The sequence below is a fragment of the Nonomuraea sp. NPDC050790 genome, from assembly GCF_044456745.1.
GTDB lineage: Bacteria > Actinomycetota > Actinomycetes > Streptosporangiales > Streptosporangiaceae > Nonomuraea.
In genome coordinates, this window is sequence record NZ_JBITGF010000004.1 from 572,630 (window position 1) to 587,462 (window position 14,833).

At 72.1% G+C, this 14,833-nt stretch carries 12 protein-coding genes; 5 read left to right on the forward strand and 7 right to left on the reverse strand.

Features of this window, described 5'->3' with window-relative positions; all coding sequences use genetic code 11:
• Positions 1-21: 21 nt before the first annotated feature.
• The 5 genes from dnaG (at position 22) to rpoD (ending at position 6,431) form a co-directional block, all read left to right on the forward strand.
• Positions 22-1,863 carry a DNA primase gene (gene dnaG, locus ACIBEJ_RS23005; RefSeq protein WP_397184825.1) on the forward strand — a complete coding sequence of 614 codons (1,842 nt, stop codon included), beginning with the start codon at positions 22-24 and terminating at the stop codon, positions 1,861-1,863.
• 191 nt (positions 1,864-2,054) lie between these two features.
• Positions 2,055-3,017 carry a hypothetical protein gene (locus ACIBEJ_RS23010; RefSeq protein WP_397184826.1) on the forward strand — a complete coding sequence of 321 codons (963 nt, stop codon included), beginning with the start codon at positions 2,055-2,057 and terminating at the stop codon, positions 3,015-3,017.
• Positions 3,014-4,144 (forward strand): hypothetical protein, encoded by a 1,131-nt coding sequence (locus tag ACIBEJ_RS23015; protein WP_397184827.1) that lies wholly within the window; start codon positions 3,014-3,016, stop codon positions 4,142-4,144. Before ACIBEJ_RS23010 ends, ACIBEJ_RS23015 begins: the two co-directional genes overlap by 4 nt.
• A 48-nt stretch (positions 4,145-4,192) precedes the next feature.
• Complete coding sequence (locus ACIBEJ_RS23020; RefSeq protein ID WP_397184828.1) at positions 4,193-5,059, forward strand: SDR family oxidoreductase; 867 nt, start codon at positions 4,193-4,195, stop codon at positions 5,057-5,059.
• A 268-nt stretch (positions 5,060-5,327) separates the two neighbouring features.
• The gene (gene rpoD, locus ACIBEJ_RS23025) at positions 5,328-6,431 is read left to right on the forward strand and encodes an RNA polymerase sigma factor RpoD (RefSeq protein ID WP_397185282.1); all 1,104 of its coding nucleotides are present in this window, start codon (positions 5,328-5,330) and stop codon (positions 6,429-6,431) included.
• Positions 6,432-6,480: 49 nt separating this feature from the next.
• Here the strand turns inward: rpoD and ACIBEJ_RS23030 are convergent, their stop codons facing one another.
• Genes ACIBEJ_RS23030 through ACIBEJ_RS23060 form a run of 7 tightly spaced genes read right to left on the reverse strand, consistent with a single transcriptional unit; the run spans position 6,481 to position 14,732 of the window.
• Positions 6,481-7,284 (reverse strand): transporter substrate-binding domain-containing protein, encoded by an 804-nt coding sequence (locus ACIBEJ_RS23030; RefSeq protein WP_397184829.1) that lies wholly within the window; start codon positions 7,282-7,284, stop codon positions 6,481-6,483.
• Entirely contained in the window at positions 7,281-8,684 is a 1,404-nt protein-coding gene (locus tag ACIBEJ_RS23035; RefSeq protein WP_397184830.1) for a hypothetical protein, read from the reverse strand. Before ACIBEJ_RS23035 ends, ACIBEJ_RS23030 begins: the two co-directional genes overlap by 4 nt.
• Positions 8,681-9,352, reverse strand: coding sequence for an FHA domain-containing protein (locus tag ACIBEJ_RS23040; RefSeq protein WP_397184831.1), 672 nt, complete (start codon positions 9,350-9,352; stop codon positions 8,681-8,683). The genes ACIBEJ_RS23035 and ACIBEJ_RS23040 overlap by 4 nt, the downstream gene beginning before the upstream one ends.
• Positions 9,352-10,626, reverse strand: coding sequence for a VWA domain-containing protein (locus ACIBEJ_RS23045; protein ID WP_397184832.1), 1,275 nt, complete (start codon positions 10,624-10,626; stop codon positions 9,352-9,354). The genes ACIBEJ_RS23040 and ACIBEJ_RS23045 overlap by 1 nt, the downstream gene beginning before the upstream one ends.
• On the reverse strand, positions 10,619-11,443 hold the full coding sequence (locus ACIBEJ_RS23050) for a PP2C family serine/threonine-protein phosphatase (protein WP_397184833.1): 825 nt from the start codon (positions 11,441-11,443) through the stop codon (positions 10,619-10,621). Before ACIBEJ_RS23050 ends, ACIBEJ_RS23045 begins: the two co-directional genes overlap by 8 nt.
• Complete coding sequence (locus ACIBEJ_RS23055; protein WP_397184834.1) at positions 11,440-13,563, reverse strand: tetratricopeptide repeat protein; 2,124 nt, start codon at positions 13,561-13,563, stop codon at positions 11,440-11,442. Before ACIBEJ_RS23055 ends, ACIBEJ_RS23050 begins: the two co-directional genes overlap by 4 nt.
• Positions 13,560-14,732 carry a hypothetical protein gene (locus ACIBEJ_RS23060; protein WP_397184835.1) on the reverse strand — a complete coding sequence of 391 codons (1,173 nt, stop codon included), beginning with the start codon at positions 14,730-14,732 and terminating at the stop codon, positions 13,560-13,562. Before ACIBEJ_RS23060 ends, ACIBEJ_RS23055 begins: the two co-directional genes overlap by 4 nt.
• Positions 14,733-14,833 lie beyond the last annotated feature (101 nt).

Consider the following 14,833-nt stretch of genomic DNA (forward strand, 5'->3'; position numbering starts at 1 on the left):
CATCGCAATAGACTCTGCCGCGTGGCAGGCCGGATCCGTGATGTCGACATCGCACTCGTTCGTGAGCGTTCCCCCATCGCCGACGTGATCGGCGAGCACATCCAGTTGCGCAACGCCGGCGGCGGCAACCTGAAGGGCCTGTGCCCCTTCCACGATGAGAAGAGCCCGTCCTTCAACGTCACCCCGGAACGCGGCATGTACTACTGTTTCGGCTGCTCAGAAGGTGGCGATGTGATCACCTTCGTGGAGAAGATCGAGCATCTGCCGTTCAGCGAGGCCGTGGAGCGGCTGGCGGCGCGGGCGGGGATCACGCTCCAGTACGAGCAGGGCGGCTACGTGCCCAAGCGCGACCACGGGGAGCGCGCCCGGCTGATCGAGGCCCACCGGGCGGCGGCCGAGTTCTACCGCGACCGGCTGCTGTCGCCGGATGCCGCGCCGGGCCGGAAGTTCCTGTCGGAGCGGGGGTTCGAGCGGGCCGACGCCGAGCTGTTCGGGGTGGGCTACGCGCCCAACGAATGGGAGGCGCTGACCCGGCACCTGATGGGCCGGGGCTTCACGGCGGACGAGATCGTCAAGGGCGGGCTGGCCAAGGAGGGACGCCGGGGGCCCATCGACCGGTTCCGAGGGCGGCTGATCTGGCCGATCAGGGACGCCACGGGCGACGTGATCGGGTTCGGGGCGCGCAAGCTGATCGAGGCCGACGACGGGCCGAAGTACCTCAACACCCCCGATTCCCCGCTCTACAAGAAGTCCCAGGTGCTCTACGGCATCGACCTGGCCAAGAAGGAGATCTCCAAGCGCTCGCAGGCCGTGATCGTCGAGGGCTACACCGACGTCATGGCCTGTCACCTCGCCGGTGTGCCCACGGCCGTGGCCACCTGCGGCACGGCGTTCGGGGAGGAGCACATCAAGGTGCTGCGGCGCTTCCTGCTCGACCAGTCGGCCGCCACCGGTGAGGTGATCTTCACCTTCGACGGCGACGCGGCAGGACAGAAGGCGGCGCTGCGGGCGTTCGCCGACGAGCAGAAGTTCGTGACCCAGACCTACGTGGCCGTCCAGCCCGACGGGCTCGACCCCTGCGACCTGCGGATCAAGCAGGGCGACGCGGCGGTGCGGGATCTGGTCGCCAGCCGGGAGCCGCTCTTCCAGTTCGCGATCCGCTCCACCATCGGCCGCTACGACCTGCGCAGCAACGAGGGCAAGATCGCGGCACTCGACGCGGCGGCGCCGATCGTGGCCGGGATCAAGGACGTCGGCCTGCGCAAGCGCTACGCGATCGACCTCGACCGCTGGCTCGGCTTCATGGACGAGCGCTTCGTCATGCAGCGCATCGCCGAGGTGGGCGGCGCGCAGCAGGGCCGTCCGCAGCGGGCGCCGCGGGCCGCGCCGATCGACCCCAACGTGCGGGTGGAGGGCGAACTGCTCAAGCTGGCCGTCCAGCGCCCCGCCCTGCTCGGCCCGCGCTTCGACGCGCTCGACCCGGCGGCGTTCACCGGGGCCGACCACGTGGTGCTCCACGGCGTGATCGTCGCGTCCGGGGGCATGGCGGCGGCGGGGTTCGGCGGGCGCGAGTGGGTCGACCGCCTGCTGGACCACGCGCCCGACGAGGCGGCGCGGGGGCTGGTGACGCGCTTCGCCGTCGAGGTCATCCAGGCCGACGCGCACGTCGAGGAGAGGTACGGCGCGGCGATGCTGGCCGCCATCGAGGCGGTCGCCGTCGACCGGGCCATCGCCCAGGTGAAGGCCCGGATCCAGCGGCTCAATCCGGTGGAGGAGCAGCAGGAGTACAACCGGATGTTCGGCGAACTGGTCGCCCTGGAACAGCAGCGCCGCGTCCTACGCGACCGCGCCGCCGGAAGCTGACCCCACCACCGCCCTGCCCTACTCCTGCCCCCGACCGCCCACCCCGCGCCACGGGCCGCCCGTCGCCGTGCCATCGGACCGCCCCACGCCGCGCCATCGGGCCGTCTGACACGGCGTCGCCGAGCACTCTGTGGCGCGGTGAGTGCCGGGAGGGGCTGAACCTTCGGTGGGGTGGGGGCGTCTAAGCGGGGGTGAGTATCAAGATCGCGTTAGGTGTGGTGCTGACGGCCGCGTTGGCCGCGGTGCCCGCGCAGGCCGGGGCCCCGTGGGTGCGGGCCGTGGACCTGCCGAACTGTGGTGGTGACTACTTCAGTCCGTGCGAGGGGGCGTCCTGGCGGCTGTACCTGAGCAACGGTCAGAAGGTGAAATTTCCGGATGCGGCCAGGTACGCCACTGAGCCTGATGGATCTCTGTCCAAGGATGTGGAGGACGGGCCGGCGCCGTTCGTGCTGAGCGGGGATCGGCGGCACCTCGCCTATGTCAGGGCTTGCGACGGCAAGGTGGTCGTACGCCCCTGGCCGAAGGGGAGGGCGACCGTGCTGCCGGCCCTGGGCAAGGCGTCCGGCACCGGCTACATGAGGCTGAACCTCTCGCACGACGGCCGCTACCTGGCCGTCGACTACAGCCTGGCCGAGAAGAAGGGCCACGGGCCCGGTCTGCTGATCGACGCCACCACCGGCAGGACCGTGCGGACGTTCCCCGCCGGGGATGAGGTGATCGGCTTCAGCGCCGACGGGGACGAGGTGCTCGCGCGGCGCCCGCAGTCGGACAACACCATCCATGTGGTCGTGCTCGGTGCGAACGGCTCGGAGGTGTCCGACGTGCCTCCGCAGGCGGTGGTGTCGCACAACGCGCAGCTCGCGCTGGAGGGCGACGGGCGTACGGCGGTGGTGGTCAACACGCCCCCGAACGGCGGCTACGAGACCGTTCGCCGCTACGACCTCGCCTCGCCCGGCTGGGTCGGTCCGGCCCAGCGGATCAGCGTGCGCGGCGGGTCCAGAGGACTCGGCTGGGGTTCCGCCGGACGCCTGGAGTTCACCCACGTGTCCGGCGACGAGGCCGACTCGGTCGTCACCACCTACTCGCTCGACCCCGCCACGGGCCGGGCCAGGAAACTGGACAGGTACATGATCAGGTTCGGGGTGCCGCGATGAGGGCCGTGCTGGCGGGCGTGCTGGGCTTGCTGCTGCTGAGCGATCCGGCCATGGCACAGGTACGGCGGGGCGCGGCCGTACCGGAAAGCGGCGTGCGACAGGCGGGAGAGCAAACCGCGGGCGGCGTGCGAATGGCGGCGGCGGGGGAGGAAGCCGCGGGCGGTGTGCGACGGGCGGCTGTGCGGGGAAGCGGCGCGTGGGGGGATGGCGTGCGACCGGCGGCGGCGGGGGAGATGGGCGCGTGGGCAAGTGGCGTGCGACCGGCGGCGGTGGGGGAGAGGGGGGCGCCGAGTGGGGTGGTTCGGTTTGTTTCGGTGAAGGTGTGCGGGGAGCGGGCCTGCGGGAAGGTTCGGGTGGCGTTGCGGGACGGGCGGACCGTGGAGATCGGGGAGCGGCCCGTGATGGAGGGGTGGGGGCCGATCGCGGTCGGCGGGGACGCCGTCGCGTTCTTCCGGGCGAGGGATCGGCGGCTGGTGGTCCACCGGGTGGGGCGCAAGGCCCTGGTGGTCGGGGTGAAGAGGTTCACCGAGAAGGTGGGCGCCGACACCACGCGGCTGGCGCTCAGCCGGGACGGCCGCACGCTCAGCTACACCTCGATGGAGGGCGACGGCCCGATCAGGGTGTACGACACGACGACCGGCAAGCAGGTCGGCAGGCTGCCCGACGGCGACGTGGGCGAGCTCAGGGGGTTCAGCCCGGACGGCGACCAGGCGATGATGGTGTACGCGGGCCATCGCACGGTGCTCTACGTGCACGAGCGCGGCGGGCGCCGCCTGGTGAAGGACGTGCCGCCGCAACTGGTGGCCTACAACCTGCCCACGGGCATCGCGGGGGACGAGCACAAGGCCGGGGCGCTGTCGGCGGACGGGCGGACGGTGGCGGTGTACGTGCCGGGGAACCGGCCCCGGGTGGCCCTGTACGACCTGGCCGGCCGGACGGTCGAGGAGGTGCCGCTGGCGCGGGGGTTCGTGCCCGCCGCCGCGTTCTGGACCGGGCCGCGAGAGGTGACGTTCCGGGTGACCGCGGGCAGGCGTACCCGGCTGCTGGCGGTCTCGCTGGACACCGGCGCCGTGCGGACCACCGACTCGTATCTGGGCGTCGACCGGACCGTTCACCCGGACGGCTGAGACCATTGCGGCAAGAGGCTTGCCGCAATGGTTCCTAACGTGGGTCGCATGACGGTTCTGGTGACGGGCGCCACGGGATTCGTGGGCCGCAACGTGGTGAGGCAGCTCGTGGACGCGGGCGTGGAGACGCGGGCGACGACCCGCAGGCCCGGGAGCGCGCACGGGCTGCCGGAAGAGGTCCAGGTGGTCGGCGCCGATCTCGAACGGCCGGAGACCCTGCGCGAGGCGCTGAAGGGGGTCGCGGCGCTCTACCTGTTCCCGGTCGAGGATCGCGCCGAACAGGTGGTGGCGCTGGCCGAGGAGGCGGGGGTGCGGCGGATCGTCGACCTGTCGGCCGCCTCGGTGAGCGTGGGACTGCACCACAACCCGGTCGAGACCGTCGTCGAGCGGTCGGGCCTCACGTGGACGCACGTGCGGCCGGGCGGGTTCATGGCGAACATGCTGCAGCTCTGGGCCCCGATGGTGCGGGCCGAGCGGGTGGTGCGCTATCCGTTCGCCGACGAGCCGATGAACCTCGTCCACGAGGCGGACATCGCCGCCGTCGCCGTGAAGGCGCTGCTGGAGGACGGGCACCACGGGCGTGCGTACACGATCACCGGGCCGGCGTCGTGGACGGTGCGCGAGCAGGTGGCGGCCATCGGCGCGGCGCTCGGCGAGCCGGTGCGCTACGAGGAGGTCTCGCGCGAGCGGGCCAGGGAGCTGCTGAAGGCGCAGGGCGGGTTCGCGGCCGAGGCGGCCGATCTCATGCTCGGGTTCGTCGACTACGGCGGTGCCGACGCCACCGGCGAGGACGGCTACTCCGACCAGGACTGGTCGGCGCTGGAGCGTCCCTGGCCCGATCTGGAGCAGGTGCTGGGCCGTCCCGGCCGGACGTACGCCGATTGGGCCCGCGACCACGTGGAGGATTTCCGGTGAATTCAGCGGATTGATTCCCGATACTCCGGGCAGGGAATGCCGTGCGCCCGGCACCGCACAGTTGCCGGGCGCGCCAAACCAGATCGCGTAATTGACTTTACTTTCCTGATCAAACTCCGGCTAAACCTTAAACCGATCTCAATTTGGTAAGGGCCCCGGCCTTACCTTCAGTGACAAAAATGGGTCTGCCATTTTATGGAACCAATACTGCAGACTGTGTCCCGTGGGTGCATCGGTACTGCCAGCAGGAGCGCCATCGGTCGATCAGGTGGCGGACCTCGTCGCGAAGGGAAGGGAGCGCGGAAGCGTAACCGTCGATGACGTTGCCGCCGCGCTCGACCGATCCGAGCTGCCGTCCGACGCGCTGGAACGCGTCGTCCGCATGCTCGCCGAGAACGGCGTGGAGGTCCTCGAGCCTCAGGGCGACGACGAGACCACTCGCGCCGACGAGGAAGACGTAGGCAAACGCGCGCCGACCAGCGATCTTGTCCGCATCTACCTGCGCGAGATCGGCCGGGTGCCGCTGCTGACCGCTGAGGAGGAGGTGGAACTCGCCAAGTCGATAGAGGCCGGCCTGTTCGCCGAGGACAAGCTGGGCAACGGGGTCTCCCGCCTGGCCTTCCCCGAGCTGCGCGAGCTCGTCTGGCAGGGAACCCGGGCCAAACAGCGCCTCATCGAGGCCAACCTGCGCCTCGTGGTCTCGATAGCCAAACGCTATGTGGGCCGCGGAATGCTCTTCCTCGATCTGATCCAGGAAGGCAATCTCGGCCTCATCCGGGCCGTCGAGAAGTTCGACTACACCAAGGGCTACAAGTTCTCCACGTACGCCACCTGGTGGATCCGTCAGGCGATCACCCGGGCGATTGCCGATCAGGCCCGCACCATTCGCATTCCGGTGCACATGGTGGAGACGATCAACAAACTCGTCCGGGTGCAGCGCCAGCTTCACCAGGACCTCGGGCGCGAGCCCATCCCCGAAGAGATCGCCAAGGAAATGGACCTGCCGGTCGATCGCGTGGTGGAGATCCAGCGCATCGCCCAGGAGCCGGTCTCGCTGCAGTCGCCGATCGGTGAGGAGGATTCCGATCTCGGCGACTTCATCGAGGACGCGGACGCGGTGGTCCCCATGGAAGCCGCCGCCTTCATCATGCTCCAGGACCAGCTCGACGACATCCTGGCGACCTTGTCGGACCGCGAGCAGCGCATCATCCAGCTACGCTTCGGCCTCGCGGACGGTCATCCGCGCACGCTGGAGGAGGTCGGACGCGAGTTCGGCGTCACCCGCGAGCGCATCCGGCAGATCGAGTCCAAGACCCTGGCCAAGCTGCGCCACCCCACCCGGGCGCAGATGCTGAGGGACTACCTGGACTGAGTTCACCGACGCACGCGGGCCCGGACGCCGCCGGGCCCGCGCGTCCGTGTTACGAACAGCCCTCGAACTGAGGGACGGCAACCGTCGAGAAGTCCAGCCCCGACGTGCCGAACCACTTCTTGAGCAGCGACCTGGCCGTGCCGTCCTGGTACATGTCGGTGATCGCGCGGTTGACCGCCTCGCAGCCCTCCACGTCGCCCACCCGCAGGCCCACGCCGGTCCGCTGCTCGTTGAAGCCCGCGTTGAGCAGCCGCAGGCCGGAGCCGTCCTTGGCGGCCAGCCCCGCGAGGATGATGTCGTTGGTGGTGATGGCGTCCACCTGCTCGCCCTTCAGGCGTTCCAGGCAGGTGCCGTAGTCGGGCACAGGGACGAGCTGGGCGGCCACCTTGCGCTCCTCGACCACCCGCTGGCCGGCGTTGGCGCCCTGCACCTCGCAGATCCGCCGTCCGGCCAGGTCCCGGACGTTCTTGATCCGGCTCTCGCCGGGCCGTACCAGGATGTCCTGGTACGACAGGTGGTAGGGACCGGCGAACAACACCCGCGACTTGCGTTCCTGGGTGATGGAGAACGTGGCCAGCACCAGATCGGCCCGGTCGTCGGCGAGCACCTTCTCCCGGTCGGCGGCCAGCACGGGCACGAACGCCGGCCGCGCCCCGAGCTTGCCCGCGATGTAGCGGGCCACGTCCACGTCGAAGCCCTCGAACCCGCCGGAGGACGTGCGGACCCCGATCCCCGGCAGGTCGGTGCGGACGCCGATCCTGATCGTGTCCTTGCCCATCACGCTCCCGGCCGCGCCGTTCCCGCAGGAGGTCACCAGGAGGGCCAGTGCGGCCGCGACCAGAACCCGTCTCATCGGTACTCCCTCAGCCTGGGCCACACGCCCGCGACGATCAGCACGGCCGCGGCGCCCAGCGCCCAGGGCGCCAGCCGCCACAGGCCGTCCAGCGCGCCGTCACCGGCGGCCACGGTCCTGGTGAACGTCGCCTCGTAGCGCTCGCCGACCGTCACCAGCTCCTTGTCGAACTCGGTGAAGCTCTTGCCCAGCTCGTCGAGCTTGGCCGAGACGGCCTGCGGCGTCTGCCCCGAGGTCGCCAGCGCGCGCATCCGCCCGTCGGCCTCCTGGAAGCGCCGGTAGGCGGCGAAGTTCCCGGCGATGTTGCCGCGCACCGGGGCCAGCAGGCCCAGGCTGATCGGCTCGTTCTTGGCCAGCGTGGCGTGGTAGGCCTCCACGTTGCCGCCGTCGGCGTAGACGAGCGACTGCGACTTGTCGAGGAAGGCGTGCTCGTAGGTGTCGGCCCTGGTCGGGTCGAGCAGGTAGCGCGCCTGGTCGGCGTGGAGGCTGTTGCCGATGGCGCGGGCGCGGGCGGTGGTCAGCACCGAGTCGAACCCGTCGCGCTTGGCCGTCGCGATCGACTGCAGCGCCTGCCCCAGCACGCTCACCCCGACCAGGCCGGCGATCACGGCCAGCGCGGTCGCGACGAGCAGCGCGGGCGCCAGCCGCCTGCGGTAGGCGCGGGCCAGGTAGACCTGCAGGGCCACGATCAGGCCGCCGACGGCGAGCACCGCGGCGATCAGCCCGAGCATGAGCACCCGGACGGCGGCGCTCTCCTCGTCGTGGGTGCGCCGCACGATCGTGCCGCTCTCCAGCGTCAGGTTGTACGCCTTCGGCAGCAGCTCCAGCCGCATGAGGTTGGTGGCCTGCCGGTAGACGCGCAGCACCCGCTCCGGCGGCGCGCCCGCGGCGTGGGCGGACTGGGTGTTCAGCAGCAGCGCCTCGCCGGCCAGGCGTTCGTAGCGGCCCAGGCCGTCCAGGACCGACTGGATGGTGAGCCGCTCCGCCGGGTCGCCGTCGGCCAGCTCGAACGCGTCAAGCAGCGCCTGGTTGGCCTCGGTGCGGCGGCGCTCGTACTGGGTCATGGCGGCGGCGCGGCGCTCGCCGTACTCGCTGCCCATGAGCAGGACGTCGGCGACCTGCGCGTCCATGTCGCTCAGCCCGAGATAGAGCCCGGCGGTGGCGACGACCTGCGGGCCCGAGTCGTGGCCGATCACCCGCAGGCCCTCGCGCGCGCTGCCGCTGCCGACGGCCAGCAGCGCCGACAGCAGCGCGAGCGCGAGCAGCACGGCGGCGGTGAGGGTGCGGACGCGGCCGGGCACACTGTGGCGGGAGACGGCGGTCTGCGTGACCACCGACGCGGGGACCGCGCTCTGGGTCTGCGCGGGCGGCGGCGCGTTGGTGGGCTGGACGACCGTCATGGCGTGTTCTCGCGGATGGTGATCACGGTCCAGGCACCCACGTGGATGCGGTCGCCCGGCTTGACCGGCACCGGCACGTTGATCTTGAGCGTCCTGCCGTTGACGCGGGTGCCGTTGGCCGAGCCGGGGTCGACGACGTCCCAGCCGCCGTCGTCCCTGAGCATCAGGACGGCGTGCAGGTGGGAGACGCCCGGGTCCTGGGGCGGGCCGCTGAGGTCGATCTCGGGGTCGCTGCCGCGCGAGGAGCTGTGCCGGCCGATCCGCACGTGCCGCCCGGCCATCGCGAACGAGCGCTCCGGGCAGTACGGCGGAAACGCCATGGCGGCGGCGTCGGGACCCCCTTCCGCGATGACCTCGTTGAAGTAGGCCCGGTCGGCGCCGGCGATCGCCTCCCAGCGCGTCGGCGGGCCGGGAGCGGGAACGCTGAGGTCGGCGTGGACCTGCCCGCCCGCGGGCGCGTTGAAGTCGTGGCCGCAGACCTCGCAGAACTGCCCCGCCCGCGGCGTCTGGCACACCGGGCACGGCTCGGCGGCGGAGGACCGCGCCGCCACCTGGGTGGGCGGCTGGAGGGTCGGGGAGGCCGCGCTCCCGCCGCCGGCCATCTGGGTGCCGCAGACGTCGCAGTAGTCGTCGGCGCCCGACGGATGCCCGTTCGGGCAGGTGGCCATCAGCCCTCCTCCTTGCGCAGCTTGCTGGTACGCACGGAGCCCGTGTCCAGCTCGATCATGTCCGCCTTGTCCACCTGACGGCGCAGCCTCGCGGTGCCGGAGGCGTCGATCTCGACCACCTTGTCCAGCAGCTTCGCGGTGTCGCCTCGGCCCGACTCGACCGCGATCTTCCTGGCCTTGGCCAGGCGGGCGGTGGCGGTGTCCACGTCGCCGGCGTCGCGGGCGCTGAGCCCCTCCTGGATCAGCACGGCCATCTCGGCCTGGCCGCTGTAGTGGGCGACCTTGGGGTTGAGCTGGGTGGACAGGGCCAGGTCGTCGGTCCACTGGGCCAGCACGTTGCCGCTGGCGAAGACCTCCTGCGTGTCGGGCAGCACGAGCTTCACCCAGCCCGCCCTGATCTCGCTGCCGATCTGGCCGGGCTGGTCCAGCTCGACGCACAGGTGGTAGACGCGTTCCTCGGCGCCCCAGGAGCCGGTCGGGTAGTCGCCGGTCAGCGGGTTCACCTCGGCGCGCTTGCCGGTGAGCTCCACGAGCGTGGGATTGACCTGCTTGACGAACTTGATCCGCGAGTTCTGCGGCGTCCACAGGCGCAGCGCCAGCTCGGCCACGGTCTTGCCCATCGCCTCCTTGGTCAGGTCGCGGAAGAACGCGGCCAGGTCGCCCTGGTTCCTGACGAAGGCGGAGGTGCCCAGCAGCGCCTCGGCCACCTTGCGCAGCTCGGCCGGGACCCAGTCCTCGCCGATGCCGAGGCTGTCGCAGACGAACTTCCCCTCGCACGAGCGCAGCGCTTGGGCGAAGACGTCGGCGCTCTGGTTGTTCTGCCCGTCGGTCATGAGGATCGCGTGCTTGATGGCGTTCGGGTGGTTGCCGAACAGGCGCTCGGCGAGCAGGAGCCACTTGCCGATCTCGGTGCCGCCGCCGGCGCCCAGCCGCTTGATCGCGCCCAGCGCCTCCTTGCGCGAGCCGCCGTGCGCGGGAACCGGCCTGCCGCTCTGCGGATAGATGACCGCGGCATCGTGGTTGCCGGCGATCACCGCGAAGTGCACGCCGTCGCGCAGCGCCTGCACCGCCGCGGAGGCGGCGTCCCTGGCATCCCTGATCTTGCTCCCGCTCATGGAGCCCGACACGTCGATGATGATGATCTCGGCGGCCTCGGCCGGACCCGTGTCCTTGGTGACCGTCCCCGAGGACTCAATCGTCAGGACGGCGTGCACCTCGCGGCCGTCGGTCGGCAGGAACTTGTTCTGGTCGATATTCAGCGTGAAGTCAGCCATCAGTGCCTCCTAGGGGGTTCACGGGGATCAGAACGACGGTCACGTTGTCCCGCCCGCCCGCGTCGAGCGCGTGCTTGAGCAGGTCGCGGGCGAGCTCGCGGGGCTCGCCCGCGTCGGGCACACCCTCGCCGAGGTAGCCGGACAGGCCGTCGGTGCACACGCACAACAGGCCGGGCTCGCTGGGCGCGAACGTCCGCACCCGCGGTTCGACCGGGCCGGCGTCGGCGCCGAGCCAGGCGGTGATCTCGCCGGTGGGCGCGGCGTCGTCCACGGTGAGCTGGGTCCAGCCGGGCAGCCAGTACGCGCGGCTGTCGCCCGCCCAGGCCAGCGTGATCCGCCCGCCGCCCACCACGGCCGACACGTACGTGCAGGCCGGCGGGTTGTCCAGGTCGTCGGCCAGTTCGGCGACGGCGCGGAAGGCCAGCTTGAACGCCTCCTCCGACGACGCGCCGCCGGCCAGCGCGGCGCAGGCGGCGCCGACGGCCGCCGCCGACGCCTCGTCGGCCCTGGGGGAGGAGGCGACGCCGTCGCAGACCACGGCGACGATCGTGCCGCCCGCCTCCAGCAGCGCCATCGCGTCCTCGTTGCGGGTACGGCGCAGCCCCCTGTCGGTCACACCGGCGGCCCCGCCGGACAGGGCGGCCTCCTCGTGGTCGCGGCCGGCGGGCTGGCGCAGGCCGCATCGTTCGCAGTAGCCCTCGGGGTCCACGGTCGGGGTGCCGCACGCCGTACAGGAGGGGGTGTCGAGCGGGTGGCCGCACGCCTCGCAGAAGGAGTCCGACGGCAGCACCGAGGCCGCGCAGAGGGGACAGGTCATACCCACGTCCTCACCCGGACGGCGTTGGCCCGGTCGACCAGGGCGTGGCGCTCGCGCCGGGAGCCCGCGGCGTGGGCCAGGCGGCGGTAGATGGCCTCCAACTGGCCGCGCACGTTCTCCTCGGTGAACGGCCGGCCGGCGATCGTCAGCCCCGTCGCCTGGCCGGGACCGGCGAGCCGGCCGAGCGCCGAGGTCAGGACCTCCGCCAGCATGCCGTCGCGGCGGCCCTGGTCGAGGTCGGTCAGCGCGTCGAGGCGGTCGGCGGCGCCGGCGATCTCGTCGGGCCCGCCCGCCTGGGCGCGGGCGCTGATGGCCACGCAGGCGAGCTGGGCGGCCACGCGGTGGCTGGAGCTGGCGGGAACCTGGTCGAGCACGCGGACCGCCGAGGCGGTGTCGCCCGCGGCCAGATGGCGCCTGGCCAGGCCGAAGGCGGCGCTGACGTAGGAGCGGTCGGTCCGCCAGACGGTCTCGTGCCAGCGGCCCGCGTCCTTGCCGGCGGCCTCCAGGGCCAGGGCGAGGCCCAGCTTGGGCGCCGGCTCGCCGGGCAGCATGGTGAAGGTCTCGTCGAAGATGCGCACGGCGTCGTCGGCGCGACCCGTGGCCAGCGCGTGGACGCCCTGGTACCAGGTCAGGCGCCAGTCGCCGCCGAGCGTGGCGGCGGCCTGGCTCAGCGCCTTGCCCGCCTCGGGGCTGCCGGTCTCGGCCAGCAGCCTGATCCGGGTCAGCACGGTCTCCGGCGTCTGCGGCATCGCCTCCACCTGGGCGAGCAGTTGCTGGGGGAAGCGGCCCGCGAGCCCCGCCAGCGCGCCGGCCGCGGGGTCGGCCGGGTCGGCCAGCGGCACCGGCATCGCCGCCGCGGCCTCTACCGGATCCAGCTCGGCGAAGACCCGCGCGGGATCGGGCGAAAGCGCCGCGCCCGCCGCCAGCCGTTCGGGGCCGAACAACCCCGACACCTGCGGGTACGGCACGCCTTCCGCCGCCGCGCTGATCTCCCTCAGCACGCCGGTGAGCTGCTCCTCCATCTCCGCCGCGCTCTGGAAGCGGGCCAGCGGGTCACGGGCGGTCGCCCTGCGCAGGAGCCGGGTGAACGACTCGTGCCCGCAGTCGGCGGGTAGCGGGTTCTCCTTGCGATCGCGCGCCGGGCTGAAGTTGGGTACGGCCAGCACCGCCAGCGTCCTGGCCACGGTGTAGAGGTCGGAGGCCACGGAGGCGGGCTGGGTGTCCAGCTCCGGCGCGTGGTAGCCGACCGTCACCCACGAGGTGCCGGGCGGCGAGCCGAGCCGCTGCACCGCGCCCAGGTCGATGAGCTTGAGCCGCCTGCCGACGCGGATGGCGTTGGCGGGCTTGAGGTCGCAGTAGACCAGGCCCTGCTCGTGCAGGTAGCCGAAGGCGCGCAGGATCTCCCTGCCGTACTTGAGCGCGTCGCGCAGCGGGATCAGGCCCTGGCGGCGTAGCTGGTGCAGCGACTGGCCGCCGACGAACTCCATGACGATGTAGCTGAGCCCGTCGTGGTGCTGGAAGTTGATGATGTCGACGATGTTGGGGTGGTCGACCGTGGTGAGGAAGCGCCGCTCGGCCTCGGCCGCGGCCAGGGCCTCGGCGTCGTTGGTGTTGAGCAGGCCCTTGAGCACGACGGGCTTGCCGTCGAGGTTCTCGTCGGAGGCCAGGTAGATCCAGCCGAGCCCGCCGTGCGCCATCGCGCCGGTGACCCGGTACTGGCCGCCGACCAGGTCGCCGGCGCTCAGCTTGGGGCTGAAGGAGAAGCGGGTGCGGCAGTTCGGGCAGAACCCGTCGGCGCGGCCCGGCTGCCCGTCCCTGCCCCGGCCCACCGGCTTGCCGCACGAGGTGCAGTAACGCTTGTCCTCGGCCACCTGCGGGTCCTGGAGCACCACGTCGGCGGGGTTGACGACGGGCACCGGCGGCAGGTCCTCCAGCGCGTCGGCCAGCCGGCCGCCGGTCGGGCGGCTGACCGGGCCGCTGACCGGCGTGCTCATCGGTGTGCTCATCGGCCCGGTGACGGGCGCCGCCTGGGCGCTCTGCGCGGCGGGCGGCATGCCGCACACGTCGCAGTAGCCCTCCTCGATGGTGCCCGTGCAGCCCGGCTGGGCACACTTGGTCATCGGCTGCCTCCATGGATCGCGTTCTGGTAGAGGTCGACGGCGGTGGACGCCTGCCTCAGGTCGCAGGGGGCGCTCCAGAGGATCTGGCGGGCCCGCTCGTACAGACGGCAGAACTCGGTGTTCTCGGCCAGGCCGACCCTGGCGGCCTTGGCCTGGGTGGCGGTGAGCCTGCCGCGCAGCTCGTCGCGGCGGCCGATGAGGCCGAACAGCGCCCGCGTGGTGGCCCGCGCCTGCTCCGCGGCCTCGGCGGCGGACTTCTCCAGCGCGTCGAGGCGGGCGGCGCGGGCCAGCCAGCCCTCGGTCGCGGCGTCGAGGGCGGCCAGGTGGGCGGTGAGGTTCCGCAGCCGGTTCCTGGGCGCCGCCGAGGGCGGTAGGACGATCTTGACGACGACCTTGCCGTGGGCGATCCGGGCTTCCGCCTCGGCCTGCCGTACCGTGTCGATGGCGGCCAGCAGCCGGTCGCGGCGGGCGGTGTAGTCGCGCTTGGCGCGCACGGCGCGCTCCAGGTCGGCGCGGCTGGCGTCCAGGAGCGTGGTGAGGCGGTCCAGCTCGGGGCCCGGCGGAGGGCCGCCGATGGGGTCCTCGACGACCTGCGCGCGCACGCGGGCCAGGTCGGACTCGACCGCGGTCAGGTCCAGGCGCTCGCCCAGCTCCGCCGACAGCGCCGCCAGGGTCTGCGCGCCGGCCTCGGCCCGCTCGATGCGGGGCAGGAAGGGGTTCCAGACCGCGTCGACGTCCTGAAGGGTCTGGGTGATCTCGCCGAACGCCGCGTCCATCCTGGCCACGGTCTGGTCGAGGGTGAGGCGCTCGTCCGGTTCCGCCTCGCCCAGCGTGCGCTGCTCCACGGGCTTGGCGGCGGCCTTGAGCACCACGGACGGGCCGGTCAGCAACGCGGTGATCTCGGTCAGCTCGGTGGTGCCCGGCTTGCCGCGGCGCGCCCGCACCTCCTCGGCCTGGCGGAGGACGGCGCGGTAGAGGTCGTACAGCGCCCACATCGCGGCCACCGACGCCTGCGCGGCGGCCCACCTGCTCGCGGTGACGCCACGCAGGGTGGCGCCCTTGAGCAACTGGTAGGTGTCGTGGGCATCCAGGTCGAGAAGGTCGCCGGAGATGCGGTCGCGTTCCTCCGCGCGGGCTTGGAGCTCGTAGTCGGCGCCTTCTCGGCTCATGGGCAGACCCAGGCTCATCACACTCCCCGTTCAGGCCAGGTAGGGGGATCCCTGACTTGACCCTGATTCAACCCTGTGACGCCTGCATTTGGCTTGAATCC

Bases quoted from the DNA above. Each gene is read 5' to 3' on its own strand.
- ACIBEJ_RS23060 (WP_397184835.1), bottom strand. From the start codon at position 14,732: ATGAGCCGAGAAGGCGCCGACTACGAGCTCCAAGCCCGCGCGGAGGAA.
- ACIBEJ_RS23055 (WP_397184834.1), bottom strand. From the start codon at position 13,563: ATGACCAAGTGTGCCCAGCCGGGCTGCACGGGCACCATCGAGGAGGGC.
- ACIBEJ_RS23030 (WP_397184829.1), bottom strand. From the start codon at position 7,284: ATGAGACGGGTTCTGGTCGCGGCCGCACTGGCCCTCCTGGTGACCTCC.
- ACIBEJ_RS23040 (WP_397184831.1), bottom strand. From the start codon at position 9,352: ATGGCCACCTGCCCGAACGGGCATCCGTCGGGCGCCGACGACTACTGC.
- ACIBEJ_RS23035 (WP_397184830.1), bottom strand. From the start codon at position 8,684: ATGACGGTCGTCCAGCCCACCAACGCGCCGCCGCCCGCGCAGACCCAG.
- ACIBEJ_RS23015 (WP_397184827.1), top strand. From the start codon at position 3,014: ATGAGGGCCGTGCTGGCGGGCGTGCTGGGCTTGCTGCTGCTGAGCGAT.
- ACIBEJ_RS23045 (WP_397184832.1), bottom strand. From the start codon at position 10,626: ATGGCTGACTTCACGCTGAATATCGACCAGAACAAGTTCCTGCCGACC.
- ACIBEJ_RS23020 (WP_397184828.1), top strand. From the start codon at position 4,193: ATGACGGTTCTGGTGACGGGCGCCACGGGATTCGTGGGCCGCAACGTG.
- ACIBEJ_RS23050 (WP_397184833.1), bottom strand. From the start codon at position 11,443: ATGACCTGTCCCCTCTGCGCGGCCTCGGTGCTGCCGTCGGACTCCTTC.